The organism is Synechococcus sp. CS-603 (genome assembly GCF_977929215.1).
In genome coordinates, this window is the sequence record NZ_OZ376778.1 from 518,625 (window position 1) to 535,726 (window position 17,102).

Sequence of the window (17,102 nt, forward strand, 5' to 3'; positions counted from 1 at the left end):
AACGTTGATCAGAAAAGCTTGCTGAGGATGGTTATTAGGCCCGGCGCTCGATCGGCAGAATCACCGCCGCGGCAGCCTCGACGCGAACCGCCGCCGCCTTCAGCTCCGGCTGGCCGGAGATCGGGCAGGCCAACTCATGCATGAGCGCGTTGGCCTCGCAGGCCAACTCCTGCCTGAACCCCCAGTGCATCGGCAGAAACACCGTGCCGGCGCGGATGCGATCGCTGATCGACAGCCGGGCCGTGATGCTGGAGCGTCTGGAGGTGATCCGGGCCAGCGCGCCGTCCGCCAGGCCCAGATCAAGAGCGTCCACCGGATGCATCTCCAGCAGAGGCTCGGGATGCATGGCCACCAGCCGAGGAACCTGGGCCGTGCGGGTCATCGTGTGCCACTGGCCCAGATAACGCCCAACAGTGAGTACAAGGGGATAGCCCTCCGAGATCGGCTCGCCCAGGCCCAGCGGCAGATCGGCGCAGAAACGGGCGCGGCCGTTGGCGGTTGGGAAGAGCAGATCGGTGTAGAGGCGTTTCGCTTCGGTCGTTGGTGCGCTGCCTTTGGGAGCGGGCCATTGCTGCGGGCCGTGGCTGGCCAGTAGCTCGTGGCTGAGGCCGGAGACGTCGCAAAGGCGGCCGGCCGAGAGTTGGGCGTGCTCTGCATAGACCTCGGCTGCGCTGGTGTAGGTGAACTGATGCTCGAAACCCAGCCGCCGTCCAACAGCGGCGAAGATCTCCCAGTCGGGACGGGCCTTGCCTGGGGGGCGGCGGAAGGCCGGACAGAAGGTGACCCGCCGCTCGGAATTGGTCATCGTTCCCTGCTTCTCGCTCCACTGGGCGGCCGGCAGCAGCAGGTGGGCGTAATGCGCGGTTTCGGTACCGGCATAGGCCTCACTGAGCACGATCAATGGGCAGAGGGCCATGGCGGCCTTGACCCGTTCCAGGTTGGGCATACTCACCAGAGGGTTGGTGGCCGCCACCCACCACAGATCAATCTCGCCGCGCTCCATGGCCTCCAGCTGCTGCCATGCCGCCAATCCAGGCCTTGGGGCGATCGAGCCCGGCGCCAGATCCCAGGCACGCTCCACCTCGTCACGGTGCCCGGCATCATTCACATTGCGGTAGCCAGGCAGCAGGTGGGCCAGACCGCCAGCCTCCCGGCCACCCATGGCATTGGGCTGGCCGGTGAGAGAGAAGGGTCCCGCCCCGGGCCGGCCGATCTGACCGGTGAGCAGATGCAGGTTGATCAGGCCCGCCACCGTAGCCGTGCCCTCCACGCTCTGATTGACCCCCATCGACCAGAGGCTGAGCGCGGCCCCGGCGCCTCCCCAGAGCTCGGCCACCCGCCGCAGCTTGTCCTCGCTGACGCCACAGATGGCAGCAACCTTTGTTGGCGTCCACTCCTTCAGCACGGCGGCGAAGGCGGGAAAGCCATCGGTGGCCTCGTCGATGAACTCGTGATCGATGGTTCGCCGGGCCAGCAAAAGATGGGCAAGGCCATAGAGAAGTGCCAGGTCGGTACCGGGCTGAATGGCCAGATGAAGATCAGCGGCGTCTGAGGTGGCTGTGGCTCGCGGATCGACCACAACGATCTTGAGCTGCCTGGGGTTTTTCTTGCGACGTTTAACTAGTCGCTGGAACAACACCGGATGACAGGCAGCCGTGTTGGTGCCGATCAAGAAAGCCAGATCGCAATGATCAAGGTCGTCGTAACAACAGGGAGGGCCATCGGAGCCAAGGCTGCGGGCATAACCGGCAACGGCTGAGCTCATGCACAGCCGAGAATTGGCATCGAAATTATTGGATCCGATCGCTCCTTTGATGAGCTTCTGGGCAACGTAATAGTCTTCCGTATGGAACTGCCCTGAGCCGTAAAGGGCGATGGAATCGGATCGCTGCCTGGCGAGGCTGTTTTGAATCTGGCCAGCGATGAGATCAAGCGCCTTCTCCCAGCTGATCGGCTGGAAGGGCTGATCCAGGGTGGGGCGGTAGAGAGGTTCCAGCAGGCGGGATCGATCGAGCGTTTCCCCAACCGTGGCCCCCTTGATGCAGACCTGCCCCAGGCTGGATGGATGACCGCGATCCCCCTTCACCCCCCAGATCGGCAGGCCGTCGACCCCGCGACGGGTCGCTTGATTGGGGGCTGCTGGCGGCAGCATGGTGAGACCACAACCCACACCGCAGTAGGGGCACTGGGTGTTAACGGCAGAGGCTTCGGTTGTGGCCGGGGAATCGCCCATCTCGGCCACCATCAGGGCACTTCAGCCAGTATCACTTCTCCCTCGTGGAGATCATCGAAGGAACCCTTTGGTTCCTTGAGGAAGAAGTAACACATCAGGCCCACCACCAGCCCGGCCACACCCAGAACCTGGAAGAAGGCACTGTTGGATGCCGCCACTACCGCCGGAGACGGATCACCGGATGCGTCACCGATCCAGACGGGCAGCAGGCTGTAGATGGTGAGATAGGCCACGGCTCCCACATTTCCATAAGCCCCGACCATGCCGGCGATCTGGCCTGTGACCCGGCGCTTCACCAACGGAACAATGGCATAGGTGGATCCTTCTCCAGCCTGTACAAAGAAGGAGCAACCCATGGTGAGCACCAGGGCCAGCAGGATGCCGGCCGTACCCACGAAAGTTCCCGGTTTAATCATGCTCATCACCAAGTAACCGATACCCAGGCCCACGGTCAGAAAGCCCATTGTCTTGCGGCGCGATCCCAGACGATCGGAAATGAGTCCACCACCCGGGCGGGCCACCAGGTTGACGAACGCAAAGGAGGCGGCAAGGATACCGGCAGTCGCCTTCGGCAACAGGAAGGTAGTTTCAAAAAAGGTGGGCAACATCGACACCACAGCCAGTTCTGAGCCGAAATTCACCACATAGGTGAGCTCCAAAATAGCCACCTGCTTGAACTCATAACGATCGTCTTTGGGATACACTTTCGTACCCTTGATGAGATCCATATTTGTGCGGATGATGCCCAGGGTTTGGGCCACGAAAAAGGCAAGCACCAGCAACAGGGCGATCGTGTATCCCGTGTCATTGAGAAAGTTAACCTTCTGAAGCCGCCAGGCCAGCACGCTGAGAATGGCTGCAAACGGAACGTTCATGCCGAGCAGCCCCCAGAAGTCGCGCATGGAGGTCACCTCTAACCCAGCCGCTTTAGCGGGCTTTTGATAAACCCTTCCCGGTGGAGTATCGGAAACATTGAAAAAATAGAAGATGCCGTAGGCTGCAGCGATCAGTCCAGTTATGGCAATGGCGCCGCGCCAGTTGAGCACCACATCACCGATCTGAGCTCCGCCGGCAAACGAAAGCCAGCCCGCCACGATCACCATGGTAAGGGCCGAAAAGGCCGAGCCGAAATTCCCCCAGCCGCCGTAAATCCCTTCCGCCAGTCCAATCTCCTTCGGCGGAAACCATTCAGCCACCATGCGGATTCCGATCACGAAGCCTGCACCAACAATGGAGAGCAACAGCCGGGCAATCACCAGTTGATTGAAATCCTGGGCGCTTGCAAATAGCAAGCAAGGAATGGCTGAAAATACCAGAAGTGTGGAATAGGTGATTCGAGGTCCGTACTTATCGAGCACCATCCCAATCAGGATGCGGGCTGGCACCGTGAGAGCCACATTGCAGATCGCCAACGTACGGATCTGGGACAGCGAGAGACCCAAGTCCTCCTTGACCGTGGTGGCCAGTGGAGCGAGGTTGAACCAGACGACGAAGGTGAGAAAGAAGGCAAACCAGGTGAGATGCAGGGTTTTGTATCTCCCCTGGAGAGACCAGAGTTCGGCAAGCATGGGTCACGAAAGAGGAACCCTGGCTTCGGAAAAAAGCGCTCAGGACTGAAAATCGGCGCACCATGCTGACCGAGACACAAATAAGAGCATCCGGAGCACTCCTTCCTCTGTAGTTGTAGATACGAATCCTGTCAGGCCTTGCCTTGGTCCGCTGGTGCCCCCTTCTCCAGACCAATCAAAACCCACGCCATTCACAATACAAAACTCCGGCGAGGCTCTCCCCTGCGATCCCGAGCCTTGTGAATAGGCAAGGCAAGGAGCCCCGCGTCAGCCTTGATCAGCCTGCTTCGCTCTTTAATTTCTCAACGAGAATCGAATCATTTTTCTTGTAGAGCTTTGCCTCGGCCTCAATGAAAATGTTTGCGAGGGCGTTGTAAGCCTCGCCCCAGGCATCGATAACTTGATCTGTAGCAGCTTCTCCCAGCACATCTTTCATCGCCTCAAGCAGCTTGGCGCCGATGAGGGAGTATTGCTCGGGCAGGATTCTGGCCTCCACATGCTTGTGAGCAATTCGCTCGACGGCTGAAGCAAGTTCTTCGAGGCGGTCAATATGAGTGGCATAGGCATAGACAGAGGCGGCCAGCTTCTTGGCTTGACCGTTGCCATGGGCATCCACCATCCAGGTATTTTCAAAGCCCAATCTATAGTCGGGACGCTCTGCAAAGGCAATTTCATACATTCGAGAGGTGATCTTTTCGCCGTGCTCTTTAACCGCCGGAGCAGTTGCCTTGACGATGTCTATCGTCTGCTGCGAAATTGTCATTCTTCACTGTCCCAGAACTTCTTGACCATACCACGATTTGCTTGATTGATTTGCTGCGAGCGTACTGTTATTGCTTCCCCTTGCTGTCTGAGTCACTATGCTATCCCCTATTGATGAAGGGACTGGAGTCCTGCGCCGCTTCAACTCCAGTAGAGCGTGCAATGGCGCCTGATCGTTGCTGCTTCTTGGTTGTGCGTCCATCAGCGGATGCAAGGGCCCTCTTCACCTCGGAGCCCACACCCTTCGAGTGCTGATCGGAAGGATGGCTCGGGGCCAGCTTTCAAACACTGCCTCGAAACATCAAGCTTGAGTCACAATCCTCGTTGAAGACCCACCTGACTGAGCAAGAGGATCGAGTCTCACGAAGGTTTCAATCACTTGACAGGACTTTCACTGTAAAAAAAGGGATTAGGGCGACAAAGAACCGACCTGACGACCCAGCCGACGCTGTTCTGGAGACCATGCCTAAAACTGGACCCTGATAGATGCAGGCAGTTCAACCAGCGCAGCATGGCCTGGCTGAGAGCATGGGGTAATGGCCGTCTCCATCCGGTTCTGCCCCTGTCTGCTGAGCGGCGGTGAGAGTCGGCGGATGGGCCGCGACAAAGCGCTGCTTCCCCATCCAGCTGGCGGCACCTGGTTGGAGCAGGCCCTGCGCCTGCTGGCCCAGCTGCAGCAGCCCGTCACCCTGCTCAGCCGCCACCCGTCCCACGGGACGATCGCCCGTCAACTTCAGCAGCGCGAGGGGTTCGAGCTAGAGGTGATCGTGGAGCCACCGCCCCAGGAGGGCCCCCTGCTGGCCCTGACCCGGCTGATGGCCCATCACCGCGGCCAGCGACTGCTACTGGCGCCAGTGGACATGCCCTGGCTGCAGCCAGGCACCCTGAAGCAACTGCTGAAGGCCGGCGCGGCGGAGCCGGAGCGGATTCTTGTGGCCCACGACGGCCAGCGGCTTCAGCCCCTGCTCGGTCTCTACCCCGCCAGCGACCCCTCCCGTCAGTCCGCCGAAACGTTCACCGGCCAAGGAGGCCGCAGCCTGCTGCGCTGGCTGAATCAAACCCAGCGCTTCAGTTCGGTGCCGCTGGACCCACTGCAGCTGCGTAACGCCAACCTGCCGGCCGACTGGGCGCCCTGAGCAGCCAATCCGAACACTGCCGCGCCAGGCTTGGCGCCCGGCAGCAAACCAGAGGAGGTTGTGATGGCTGAACCGGCCTCCCTGCGTGATCGCCTCGGACGCCCACCCGGCGTGTTGCGTCTGTCGCTGACGGCCCGTTGCAATCTGGCCTGTCCCTATTGCTGCCCGGATTCCCAGGAACCACCTGAGCTGCTCAGCCTGACGGAGCGTCTGCAGCTGGTGGCCGCCGCCGTGGATCTGGGCTTCGGCACGCTGCGGCTCACCGGCGGTGAACCGTTGCTGAACCGGGATCTGGAGGCCTTGATCGGCGGTCTCCAAGCCCTTCGTGATCCTTCCAGCCGCCCCCGCGGCCCGTTGCAGGACATCGCGCTGACCACCAACGGGGCGCTGCTGGGGGCGGAGCGGGCCCGGGCCCTGAAGGCCGCCGGGCTCGATCGGATCACCATCAGCCTCGATGGCACCGATGGCGAGAGCGTGGCGCGGATGGCGGGTCTGCTGGCGGGGCCCAGCGCCGGGGAAGCCCTGCTGGCCAAGGTGCTGGCGGCTGTGGAGCACGCCCGTGCCGCCGGCTTCGACCCGGCCGCAGGCCAGCTCAAGCTCAATGCCGTGATCGCCCGCGGCCGCAACGACGATCAGCTGCTGCCGTTGGCGGCGCTGGCGCGGCGGCTGGGGGTGGAGTTGCGCCTGATTGAGTTCATGGATGTGGGCAACCGCAACGGCTGGAACCTCGAGCAGGTGGTGCCAGCGGCCGAGATGCTGCAACGGATCGGCGCCGTCTGGCCGCTGCAGCCGGTGGGACGTGCCAGCGCTGCCACCGCCAACCGCTGGCGCTACCGCGACGGCGGCCTGGAGGCGGCTTCCGGTGGCGGGCAACTGGCCGTGGTGGCCTCGATCAGCGCCCCCTTCTGCGGCGACTGCAACCGCCTGCGCATCACCGCCGATGGCGTGGCCTACACCTGCCTGTTCGCCTCCAGCGGCTTCGACCTCAAACCCTGGCTGCGGCCAGGCGGGCGCCCGGGAGCTGACCGGGCTGGGCTGGATGCGGCCCTGCGCGGCCTCTGGCGCGAGCGCCAGGATCGCTACAGCGAAGAACGGGGGCCCGAGGCTGGCTCCGCCGAGCCCAGCACACCGGCAGCGGCCCACGCCGAGATGGCCTACTTGGGCGGTTGAGCTGCCCGGTCAACCTGCTGGGGGAAAAGCGCCGCGCACCAGCACCGGCACCCGTTTGAAGGCCGGCGTGCCGCTGCGGGCATCCACCTTGGTGCGGATGATGGCGTTCACCTCGGGATAGAACATCAGAGCCGCCCCTTCGCGGATCTCGCCGGGGATGATCTCGATGTTGGTAAGCACGCCGGCTTCGCCCTGCACCGACACCCGCTGGTGGGCGCTCAGGCCGGAGCGGGCCAGATCGCCGCGGTTCATCAGGATCGTCTGGCGGTGCGGCATGCCCCGGTAGGCATCGCCGGCTTTGTAGACCACCGTGTTGTGCTGGCCGTAGCTGCGGGCTGTGATCAAGGCCACCACCAAGCCGTGCTCGCCCGGCCCCAGGTCACCGAAGTGGGCCGGCTCAGGCAACTCCAGCGCCGGCAGGGGCGTGGCCTGCATCCGTGCTCGCCCCGATGGTGTCGGGAAGCGGGGCTGCTCGAACAGCCGCCCCTCCACGCTGAATTCCCCGTTATTGGCATCGATCCGGGCGATCGGCCCATAGCCGGGCACGGTGCGGGCGATCAACTGGCGCACGTACACCGGATCCTGCAGGCGTTCCCAGTCGATTGGATCGCGGCCCATCAGCCGCATGGCCAGCTCGGCGAGAAAGCCCACCTCGCTGATCAGATCGGCGCGCTTGAGGTGGCTGCTGCCGGGTTCGTTGAGGCGCACAAAATTGTTGCCCGATTCAGTCGTGGTGCGGTGTGGTGTTTCGAAGCGGTTGAACACCGGCAACACCAGGGTGGTGCGGGCCGCCAGGCCGTGGAAATGTCCCTGGTTGGGCTTGGTGGCGAGATAGAAGATCGTGTCGATGCGGCCCAGGGCCTGCCGGGCCTGCTCGGAATCGGGGTTGGCCCCCCAGAGATTGCCCCCCAGGCAGAGCAGGCTGTCGACGGCTCCGGCCTCGGCCGCCTCGATCAAGGCGCGGGTGTCATAGCCGGGCACCCGACTGAGCGGACGGCCCAGCAGGGTTTCCAGGGCTTTTTGCATCTCGGCGCGCAGCTTTACGGTCACGCCCATCGAGCCGAAGCCCTGCACGTTGGAGTGGCCGCGGATCGGCATCGTGCCCGCCCCCGGACGTCCGACGTTGCCGCTGAGCAGGGCGGTGTTGGCGATGGCATGCACATTGGCCGTGCCGTTGGCCTGGTGGGTGATGCCCATCGCCCAGGCGAACACCACCCCCTTGGCCCGGCCGATCACGGCGGCGGTCTCCTCCAGCTCTTCGCGGCTGAGGCCGCAGCAGCTGGTGATCGCCTCCCAGGAGGTTGACTTCAGCGCTTCCACCACGGCCTGCCAGCCCTCGGCGTGGGCCTTGAGGAAGTCGAACTTGATGCTGCCGGCCTCCAGCAGTGCCTTCTGGAGGCCCAGGAACACGGCCGTGTCGCTGCCGGGAATTGGCTGCAGGAACAGCGAGGCGATCGTCGAGCCCCGCAGCATCGACTTGATCGGAAAGGCCGGCGAGCCGAACTTGAGCAGCCCCACCTCCAGCACCGGATTGATCACGATCACGCTGCCGCAGCGCTCCCGCAGGTGGATCAGCTCATTCATCAGCCGCGGGTGGTTGGCCGGCGCGTTGGAGCCCACCAGCACCACGCAATCAGACTGCTGCAGGCTCTCCAGGCTCACCATCGAAGTGCCCGAGCCGAACACCTCGCCCAGCCCCACGGTGGAGGGGGCATGGCAGAGGTCGGAGCAGTCGGCCAGGTTGTTGGAGCCCCAGGCCCGCAGCAGCAACTGCAGCAGATAGGCCGCCTCGTTGGAGGAGCGGCCGGAGCTGTAGGAGGCCACCCGCTCCGGCGGGCGCTGGAAGGCGGCTTCAGCCAGCTCAAACACGTCGTCCCAGCCGAGGCGCTCGTAATGGCTTCCGCCCTCACGCAGGATCAGGGGATGGCTGAGGCGACCGAGGCGATCGGCCTCCATCGAACTCAGGCGCTGCAGTTCCGCCAGGCTGCGCTGCGCGAACACCCCCTCAGACACGGCCGGTTGCAGTTCCGCCGCAATCGCCTCGACGCTCTTGAGGCAGCGCTGCAGCGGTTGCCCCAGCTCATCGCGGAAGCCGCCGTTCTGGCCGCCTGTGCCCCAGGCACAGGACAGGCAGGCGCTCTTGTGCAGCAGTGTTTGCCAGAGCAGCGGGCCTTTGGGCGAGAGGGTCGCCTTGGCCCAGCCATCGATCACCGGCCAGCCGCCACCTACGGCCGGGGTGCCGGGATCAGCAGGGGAAGGTTCTGGAGTGGTTTTGGCGGAAGCGGAGACCCTGTCACCCATCTGCGCGACCGGCGAAGGAAAATCACGCTAACGACCACACCCCTGATTACGGTCAAGACAATCCACTCGCATCAGTTCAACCGATGAAATCGAGCCGTTTCGCCATCCACTTGGGATTCGCTGTGGCATTCGGCTTTGCCGTGGCGGGGTTATCGAGCTGTGCAGGGCCCGAGGCCAACCAGGGGAGCCTCTCCAGCCCACCAGCGCAGGATGCCAGCCTTGCCACGAAGTCTGAGCCTTTGCTGATCCGCTCCGGCGATTTTGTTTCCGGCGAGCATCCCACCAAAGGCTCTGCACAACTGGTGAAGGAGAACAACCAGCATCGCCTGGAATTGGATCAGGATTTTTCAACTTCAACATCTGGCCCTGACCTGGTTGTGGTCTTGCATCGCAAGGCCGATGTGATTGCCTCCACCACGCCACCAGCTTTCCCGCTTAACGAAGGTGATTACGTACTGCTTGCTCCCCTGAAGAGCTTCAGCGGCGCCCAGATGTATCCGATTCCAGAGAGCGTCAATCTCGAAGAGTTCAGATCAGCAACAATCTGGTGCCGGCGATTCAATGCCACGTTTGGTTCTGCCACATTGCAATAAGTGATCTCTGGCGTCCTTCAGTTGGGGGCAGTGGAAACGTGCCACCGTTGAGTTCAGCGCTTAGCTTTGATTTTGCGCGAGGTCTCGGTTTCGCACGTGGACCTGATGGCTGATTCGATCACCCCAGCCTTGCAGCGTCGCATCGGCCTCACCGGGGGCATTGCCAGTGGCAAAAGCAGTGTTGGGCGGATTCTTAGCGGCAGCTACGGGCTGCCCGTGCTGGATGCCGACGCCTACGCCCGCGACGCGTTAGCCCCGGGTACAGCGGCGACGCAGGCCGTGCAGGCCCGCTACGGCAACCTTGATCGAGCCGCCCTGGGGCGCATCGTGTTTGCCGATCCAGCCGAACGGCTCTGGCTTGAGCGCTTGGTGCACCCCTTGGTGCGCAGCCGCTTTGAGCAAGCCCTGGCACAATTCGCTGGGGCACCCTGCCTGGTGCTGATGATTCCGCTGCTCTATGAAGTGAATCTGCAGGGGCTCTGCAGCGAGGTCTGGCTGGTGGACTGCGACGAGGAGCAACAACTCCAGCGCCTGATCCAGCGTGACGGCTACAGCAGCGGTGAAGCCCGCGCCCGCATCAACGCCCAGTGGCCACTGGCCCGCAAGCGTGAGCTGGCCGATGTACTGATCAACAACCGCGGCGGCGAGGCCGAGCTGATCGAGCAGGTGCAGCGTCACTGGTTCTCGGCAAGCTGCCGTGATCCCTTCCCTCCAGCCGTCTCGCCATGACACGAACAATTCGCTTCTTCGCCACCAACCGCGACCGGGAGCAATTGGGCCAACGCTTTGATCGCAATCAGCGAATCAAGCTGCAGAGCAGTGGATATCACTGGGTCGACACCCATATCTGCATGGGCCACTACCTAGCCACCACCAATCCCAACACCATTCCCGTCGATGCGGTGATTTCGCCCTCCACCGAGCGGGTGTTCGACAAATTCCTTGCCAAGCCTGAAATCAGAAAGGTGGTGATCGGCATCCATGGCTTCAATGTGCCGTTGCATGGCGCCATCACCTCCTTTTCCCTGTTAGCTGAAGCCCTGGCCGCCACCCTTGAGGCCAGGGGCCTTTCCCTGGTGCTGGATCCCGAGCCAGCATCAACAACCACTGGCGTGAGCCCTCCACCAGCCGCCGCCGCTCCGGGCCGAGCTGTGCAAAAGGATCAGATCGCCTTCGTGGGGTTCTCCTGGCCTTCAGACGGCCGCCTGCTGGCCTACCAATCCGACCGGCTGGAGGCGGCCCAGTCGGCGAACGCCCTGGCCAACCTGATCGCCAACATCCGCGCCGCCAACGACAGCGTCGAGGTGGATGTGATCGCCCACAGCATGGGCAGCTATCTGGTCTGCAGCATGCTCAAAAGCCTGGTGGACCGCTCTGCCTGGCCCTACCGGGCCTGGGAGAACAACGCGATCGGCCGCTCGATCGCCCAACGGCTGAAGCGGCGCGACGATGCCGGTAGCAGTTCGTTCATCGATCGCCTGATCCTGCTGGCTCCCGATGTGGAGCGCCGCGAAGTCACCCAGTGCCACAACATCAACATTAACTCCGAGCTGTTGGACTACAACGGGCCGTTCCACGACGGTTTGAAGCATCTGGTCGGCCATACGTACCTGTTCTATTCGCGGAATGACTCCGCCCTGAAAGCCTCAGTGCTCGAAAAAGATGCCCTGCGCGAACCCTTCCAGAAGGTGAAAGAGCTTGTGGCCGGCGCCGACATCGACAAGCGCTGGGAGAGCAGCCTCGGCCTCAACCCGCTGCCCTCGCTTGCTCCAGCCAACATGACCGGCTTCAACGCCACCATGCTCACCAACCGCTCCATCGACCACGGTGATTATTTCGACGCCCCCCAGATCATCGAAACGATGGCCCAGCTGCTGGCGGATTAGCCGTGTGGTTCCAGCAGGTTGTTGCGCTAACCCTTCAGCTTTTCGGCCAGAATCCGGTTGGCGAGCTTGGGATCGGCGCGGCCGCCGGTGCGTTTCATCAGCTGGCCCACGAAGAAACCCTGCAGCTTGTTTTTACCGCCTCGGAACGCCTCCACCTCGGCTGGATGGGCCGCCAGCAGCTCCGCCACGATCGCCGTGATCGCCGCTGGGTCGCTGATCATGCCCAGACCGCGGTCGGCCACGATCGCCTGGGCGGAACCACCCTGCTCCAGCAGCTCCGGCAGAAGATCTTTGGCGATCTTGCCGCTGATGGTGCCGTCGTCGATCAGCTGCACCAATTCCGCCAGCTGCGCAGGCTTGAGGGGCAATTCGGTGATCGACATCTTGCCGGCATTGAGATGGGCGGCGATGTCGCCCGTGACCCAGTTGGCCACTCCCTTGGCGTCGGCACCAGCCGCCACGGCGGCTTCGAAGTATTCGGCCATGGCGCGCTCATCGGTGAGCACCCGGGCGTCGTAGATTGAGAGCCCTAGGGCATCGGCGTAACGATGGCGCTTGGCGGCAGGCAGCTCGGGCAGCTCGGCGCGCCAGCCCTCGCGCCGCTCGGCACTCACCTCAATCGGTCCCAGATCCGGCTCGGGGAAGTAGCGGTAATCGCTGCTGCCCTCCTTGCTGCGCATGCTGCGGGTGTGCTGCTTGCTCTCATCCCAGAGGCGTGTTTCCTGAAAGATCGGCTCGCCGGCCTCGATCGCCTTGATCTGACGGGCGATTTCGTGGTCACAGGCCTTCTGGATCGCCGAGAAGGAGTTCATGTTCTTGATCTCCACCTTCACGCCGAAGGGATCGTTGGGTCCGCGCCGCACCGAGATGTTCACATCGCAGCGCAGGGATCCTTCCTGCATGTTGCCGTCGCTGACGCCCAGATAACGCATGATCCGGCGGATTTCTGAGGCGTATTCGGCCGCCTCCCGGCCCGTGCGCAGATCGGGCTTGGAAACAATCTCGGCTAGGGCCACACCGGCGCGGTTGTAATCCACCAGCGAATGGGTGCTGCCGGCCAGACGATCGCTGCCGGCATGCACAAGCTTGCCGGCATCTTCTTCCATGTGCAGCCGCTCGATGCCGATCGTCTTGAGGTAGGTGTCTTTTCCCTTTTCGGCCACTTCCACCTCGATCCAGCCGTTTTCGGCGATCGGCTGATCGAACTGGGAGATCTGGTAGTTCTTGGGCAGGTCGGGATAGAAATACTGCTTGCGGTCGAACTTGCTGTGCTCGGCCACCTGCAGATTGAGGGCCAGAGCCGCCTTCACCGCATACTCGAGCACCTTCTGATTCAGCACCGGCAGGGTGCCGGGCAACCCCAGCACCACCGGATCGATGTGGCTGTTGGGCTGGTCGCCGAAGTTGGTGGAGGCGGCGGTGAAGATCTTGCTGGCCGTACCCAGCTGCACGTGGGTTTCCAGGCCGATCACGGCCTCCCAGCCCTCATGTCCAATCGCCGAAGCCATTCCGCTCTCCCGGCTTGCGCCTGTTGTGGAAACGATCCTATGCAGGGGACTGTTGGGCGCGGCCGCCATCACCCCGCTGCTGGCGCTTGGATAGTTTGAGTCCATGACAGGCCTGCGCACGGATCAAGTCTCGGCAAGCCGGTCCTTTGCAGAAGGCGACGCTGATCCGGTGCTGGTTCTCGGTGGCGGCCTGATCGGTCTGGCGATCGCCCACCAGCTGGCCCGTCGCGGCGAGTGTGTTCGGGTGCTGAGCCGCCGCCGCAACGAGGCGGCGGGCTTTGTCGCCGCCGGCATGCTCGCGCCCCATGCCGAGGGGCTGGAGGGGGCCATGCTCGCCCTGGGTCAACGCAGCCTGGCGTTGCTGCCCCAGTGGGTGGGCCAGCTCGAAGCCGACAGCGGCCTGCCCTGCGGCCTGCTGCGCTCAGGGATCGTGGTGCCCTTCACCACCAGCGCCGAGCGAGGGGCCTACCCCACCGCTTCGCTGGGGCAACCGCTCGATCGCGCCGAACTGGAAGCCGAAATCCCGGGCATCGGCGCAGACTTTTGCTGCGGGCTGCTGTTCGCCCAGGACGGCCAGATCGACAACCGCCGCCAGTTGATGCGCGCCCTGGAGCGGGCTTGCGTCGAGCGGGGCGTGGCCTTCGCCGAGGGCACCGAGGTGCTGGAACTGATGAGCGATGGCCAGCGGGTGCTCAGCGGGGTGCGCCTGATCGGCGCCGGTGGCCTGGTGCGCAGCCTGGCCTGTCGCCGGGCCGTGTTGGCCTGCGGGGCCTGGAGCGCCAGCCTGCTGCCCGGCTTGCCGGTGGTGCCGATCAAGGGGCAGATGCTCTCCCTGCAGGCCCCCCGCCGGGCCCTGCGCCGGGTGCTGTTCGGGCCCGGCACCTATCTGGTTCCCCGCGAGGACGGCCTGATTGTGGTGGGAGCCACCAGCGAACCGGAGGCCGGCTTCGCCGCTGGGCTCACGCCCCGGGGCCAGCAGCAGCTGGAGGCCGGCCTCACCGCCCTGTTGCCGGCGGCGGCCAGCTGGCCGCCGATGGAGCGCTGGTGGGGGTTTCGTCCGGGCACGCCCGATCAGGCTCCCTTGCTTGGCCCCAGTCCGATCGAGGGGTTGTGGCTGGCCACCGGCCACTACCGCAACGGTGTGCTGCTCGCGGCTGTCACAGCAGAGCTGATCACCGCCCAGGTGAGCGGCGATCAAGCCAGGGATGGATCAGGCGAGCCAAGCCGACGCAGCGTTTTGTCGGCCGCCAACGCCGCTTTGTTGGCCAACTTCCGCTTCGACCGCTTCGCTGTTCAGCCGCAAAGCGCTCAGGGCTCCACGCGCCAGACCTGATCGGCGGGCGTCCAGTCGCTCAGCTCGGAGGGCTCGAACCAGAGGCCGATCTCAAAATCAGCGGTTTCAGGGGCATCGGAGCCGTGGATCACGTTGCGACCGATGTTCACCGCCAGATCGCCGCGGATCGTGCCGGGCTCGGCCTCCAGCGGCTTGGTGGCGCCGATCAGCTTGCGGGCACTGGCGATCACACCATCGCCTTCCCAGACCATCGCCACCACGGGACCACTGGTGATGAACTCCACCAAGCCGGCGAAGAACGGCCGCTCGCTGTGCACCCCGTAATGGCTTTCAGCCAGCTCACGGCTGGGCACCAGCTGCTTGAGGCCCACCAGCTTGAAGCCCTTGCGCTCGAAGCGGCCGAGGATCTCGCCCACCAGCCCCCGCTGGACGCCATCGGGCTTGATGGCAAGGAAGGTGCGTTCGACGGCCATGGAAAGAGCGTTGGTGTGAGCCCCCATCGTCTGCGGCAGGGCCGCCCATTGGCAAGCCGAGCGCAGGGCTTCCCCAGCCACTCAGCCTGAGAGGGGCCAATCCAGACCCATGGGGAGATCGGGGAATGGAGGGGGCTGGCCCGTTGAGCGTGTCCAACGAGGTTCTGCGGACCGCCTCATTAGATTTCGGGTTCGTCCCCACGCACCGCCGCGCACCGATGGTGCTTGCCGATTCGCTTCCCCCCTCCGCGTCCGCCTGGTGCGCCGCCGACGGCGCCGCTCTCTATGGCGTAGACGGCTGGGGCGATCCCTATTTCAGTGTCAGCGAGCGCGGCCATGTGATGGTGCAGCCCCGCGGCGAACGCGGCGGCGCCCTCGATCTGGTGGAACTGGTGCGGGGGCTGCAGGGCCGCGATCTCTCCCTGCCGCTGCTGATCCGCTTCGACGACATCCTCGAAGACCGGCTGGAGCGGCTCCACGCCGCCTTTGAGAGAGCGATCGCCCAGTACGGCTACGCCGGCCGCTACCAGGGCGTTTTCCCGGTGAAATGCAACCAGCAGCGCCACGTGGTGGAGCAGCTGATGGAAAGCGGCCGCCGCTGGCACTTCGGGCTCGAGGCCGGCAGCAAGGCCGAACTGCTGATCGCCCTGTCGCTGCTCGACGACCCCGAGGCCCTGCTGATCTGCAACGGCTACAAAGACCAGCGCTACATCGAGACGGCGATCCTGGCCCGCCGGCTCGGCCGCCAGCCGGTGGTGGTGATCGAGCAGGCCGATGAGGTCGAGCCGATCATTGCCGCCAGCCGGGCCCTCGGCTCAGCGCCCTTGATCGGCGTGCGGGCCAAGCTCTCGAGCCGCAGCACCGGCCGCTGGGGCAGTTCGGTGGGCGAGCGGGCCAAGTTCGGTCTCTCGGTGCCCGACCTGCTGGCCACCCTCGACACCCTGCGCCAGGCGGATCTGCTCGGCGAATTGCGCCTGCTGCACTTCCACGTGGGCAGCCAGATCAACGACATCGCCGTGCTCAAGGACGCCCTGCAGGAAGCCGGTCAGATCTACGTGCAGCTGGCCCAGCTCGGTGCTCCGCTCGGTTACCTCGACGTGGGCGGCGGCCTCGGCATCGACTACGACGGCAGCCGCACCGCCACCGCCGCCTCCACCAACTACTCGCTGCAGAACTACGCCAACGATGTGGTGGCCACCGTGCGCGAGTGCTGCGAGCCCCACGGCATCCCCCTGCCCACCCTGGTGAGCGAGAGCGGCCGTGCGATCGCCAGCCATTTCAGCGTGCTGGTGTTCGACGTGCTCGGTGCTGGCCAGGTCAGTGGCGCGGTGCCGCCGCTGAGCGAGGGCGAACCACTGATTGTGCGCAACTTGCGCGACACCCTCTCGGCGATCGAGGCCGGCGCCGAGGCCAGCAGCGGCGACCACCTGCAAGAGGGCTGGAACGACGCGATCAAGTTCAAGCACGACGCCCTCTCCGCCTTCCGTCTCGGCTACCTGACCCTCACCGAGCGGGGAGCCGCCGAACGCCTCTACTGGGCCTGCTGCGAATCGATCGCCAGCCAGCTGGCCCGCTGGCCGGCCAGCGCCGCGATCCCCGATGAGCTGCGCACCCTGCCGGCGGCCCTGGCCAGCACCTACTACGCCAACTTCTCGGTGTTTCGCTCCGCCCCCGACACCTGGGCGATTGACCAGCTGTTCCCGGTGCTGCCGATCCATCGCCTCAACGAACGCCCCAACCGCCTGGGCAGCTTCGCTGACCTCACCTGTGACTCCGACGGCAAGCTGGCCCGCTTCATCGATGCCGGCCAGGTGAAACCGCTGCTCGAGTTGCATGACCTGCAGCCCGATGAGCCTTACTGGATCGGCCTGTTTCTCGGCGGCGCTTACCAGGAGGTGATGGGCAACCTGCACAACCTGTTCGGCAGCACCAATGCAGTCCATATCCGTCTTGGTGCCAATGGCAGCTACCGGGTCGAGCATGTGGTGAGGGGCAACACCAATGCCGAGGTGCTCGAAGCGATGGAACACGAACCCGACCAACTGCTTGAGCGTCTGCGCCTGGCCAGTGAGGCGGCCATCGACCGGGGCGACCTGCCAATCCGCGATGCCCAGCGGCTGATGGCCCACCTGGAAGGCAGCCTGCGCCAGACCACTTACCTGCAGACCTGACTGGAGC

The 17,102-nt window shown here is 64.2% G+C and carries 13 protein-coding genes; 7 read left to right on the forward strand and 6 right to left on the reverse strand.

The features are described from left to right. Positions 1-34: 34 nt before the first annotated feature. The 3 genes from ACXMDM_RS02795 to ACXMDM_RS02805 all read right to left on the reverse strand — a co-directional run bounded on the left by ACXMDM_RS02795 (position 35) and on the right by ACXMDM_RS02805 (position 4,564). Complete coding sequence (locus ACXMDM_RS02795; protein WP_233831169.1) at positions 35-2,245, reverse strand: molybdopterin oxidoreductase family protein; 2,211 nt, start codon at positions 2,243-2,245, stop codon at positions 35-37. Further along, positions 2,245-3,801, reverse strand: coding sequence for an MFS transporter (locus ACXMDM_RS02800; RefSeq protein WP_071800510.1), 1,557 nt, complete (start codon positions 3,799-3,801; stop codon positions 2,245-2,247). Before ACXMDM_RS02800 ends, ACXMDM_RS02795 begins: the two co-directional genes overlap by 1 nt. Before the next feature lie 277 nt (positions 3,802-4,078). Next, the gene (locus tag ACXMDM_RS02805; protein WP_071800511.1) at positions 4,079-4,564 is read right to left on the reverse strand and encodes a globin domain-containing protein; all 486 of its coding nucleotides are present in this window, start codon (positions 4,562-4,564) and stop codon (positions 4,079-4,081) included. 535 nt (positions 4,565-5,099) lie between these two features. Between ACXMDM_RS02805 and ACXMDM_RS02810 the strand changes: the two genes are divergently transcribed. Continuing rightward, positions 5,100-5,699, forward strand: a complete 600-nt coding sequence (locus ACXMDM_RS02810) for a molybdenum cofactor guanylyltransferase (protein WP_071800512.1) — start codon at positions 5,100-5,102, stop codon at positions 5,697-5,699. A gap of 63 nt (positions 5,700-5,762) precedes the next feature. Then, complete coding sequence (locus tag ACXMDM_RS02815) at positions 5,763-6,869, forward strand: GTP 3',8-cyclase MoaA (protein ID WP_071802035.1); 1,107 nt, start codon at positions 5,763-5,765, stop codon at positions 6,867-6,869. A gap of 9 nt (positions 6,870-6,878) precedes the next feature. On the opposite strand, the gene ACXMDM_RS02820 is transcribed toward ACXMDM_RS02815, so the two are convergent. Then, positions 6,879-9,170, reverse strand: coding sequence for an FdhF/YdeP family oxidoreductase (locus ACXMDM_RS02820; RefSeq protein WP_083544434.1), 2,292 nt, complete (start codon positions 9,168-9,170; stop codon positions 6,879-6,881). Positions 9,171-9,253: 83 nt separating this feature from the next. Here ACXMDM_RS02820 and ACXMDM_RS02825 point away from each other — a divergent pair, with 83 nt between their 5' ends. The 3 genes from ACXMDM_RS02825 to ACXMDM_RS02835 all read left to right on the forward strand — a co-directional run bounded on the left by ACXMDM_RS02825 (position 9,254) and on the right by ACXMDM_RS02835 (position 11,649). Further along, positions 9,254-9,763, forward strand: a complete 510-nt coding sequence (locus ACXMDM_RS02825) for a DM13 domain-containing protein (RefSeq protein ID WP_071800513.1) — start codon at positions 9,254-9,256, stop codon at positions 9,761-9,763. Positions 9,764-9,868: 105 nt separating this feature from the next. Beyond that, the gene (coaE, locus tag ACXMDM_RS02830; protein WP_071802036.1) at positions 9,869-10,492 is read left to right on the forward strand and encodes a dephospho-CoA kinase; all 624 of its coding nucleotides are present in this window, start codon (positions 9,869-9,871) and stop codon (positions 10,490-10,492) included. Continuing rightward, positions 10,489-11,649, forward strand: coding sequence for an alpha/beta hydrolase (locus tag ACXMDM_RS02835; RefSeq protein ID WP_259723275.1), 1,161 nt, complete (start codon positions 10,489-10,491; stop codon positions 11,647-11,649). The genes coaE and ACXMDM_RS02835 overlap by 4 nt, the downstream gene beginning before the upstream one ends. 26 nt (positions 11,650-11,675) lie before the next feature. On the opposite strand, the gene gatB is transcribed toward ACXMDM_RS02835, so the two are convergent. Then, entirely contained in the window at positions 11,676-13,157 is a 1,482-nt protein-coding gene (gene gatB / locus ACXMDM_RS02840; RefSeq protein WP_071802037.1) for an Asp-tRNA(Asn)/Glu-tRNA(Gln) amidotransferase subunit GatB, read from the reverse strand. A gap of 103 nt (positions 13,158-13,260) precedes the next feature. On the opposite strand from gatB, the gene thiO reads away from it, so the two are divergent. Then, positions 13,261-14,490, forward strand: a complete 1,230-nt coding sequence (gene thiO / locus ACXMDM_RS02845) for a glycine oxidase ThiO (RefSeq protein WP_071800515.1) — start codon at positions 13,261-13,263, stop codon at positions 14,488-14,490. On the opposite strand, the gene ndk is transcribed toward thiO, so the two are convergent. Beyond that, the gene (ndk, locus tag ACXMDM_RS02850) at positions 14,466-14,924 is read right to left on the reverse strand and encodes a nucleoside-diphosphate kinase (RefSeq protein WP_071800516.1); all 459 of its coding nucleotides are present in this window, start codon (positions 14,922-14,924) and stop codon (positions 14,466-14,468) included. The genes thiO and ndk overlap by 25 nt on opposite strands. A 218-nt stretch (positions 14,925-15,142) precedes the next feature. Here ndk and speA point away from each other — a divergent pair, with 218 nt between their 5' ends. Then, positions 15,143-17,095 (forward strand): biosynthetic arginine decarboxylase, encoded by a 1,953-nt coding sequence (speA, locus tag ACXMDM_RS02855; protein ID WP_071802038.1) that lies wholly within the window; start codon positions 15,143-15,145, stop codon positions 17,093-17,095. The last annotated feature ends 7 nt before the right edge of the window (positions 17,096-17,102 follow it).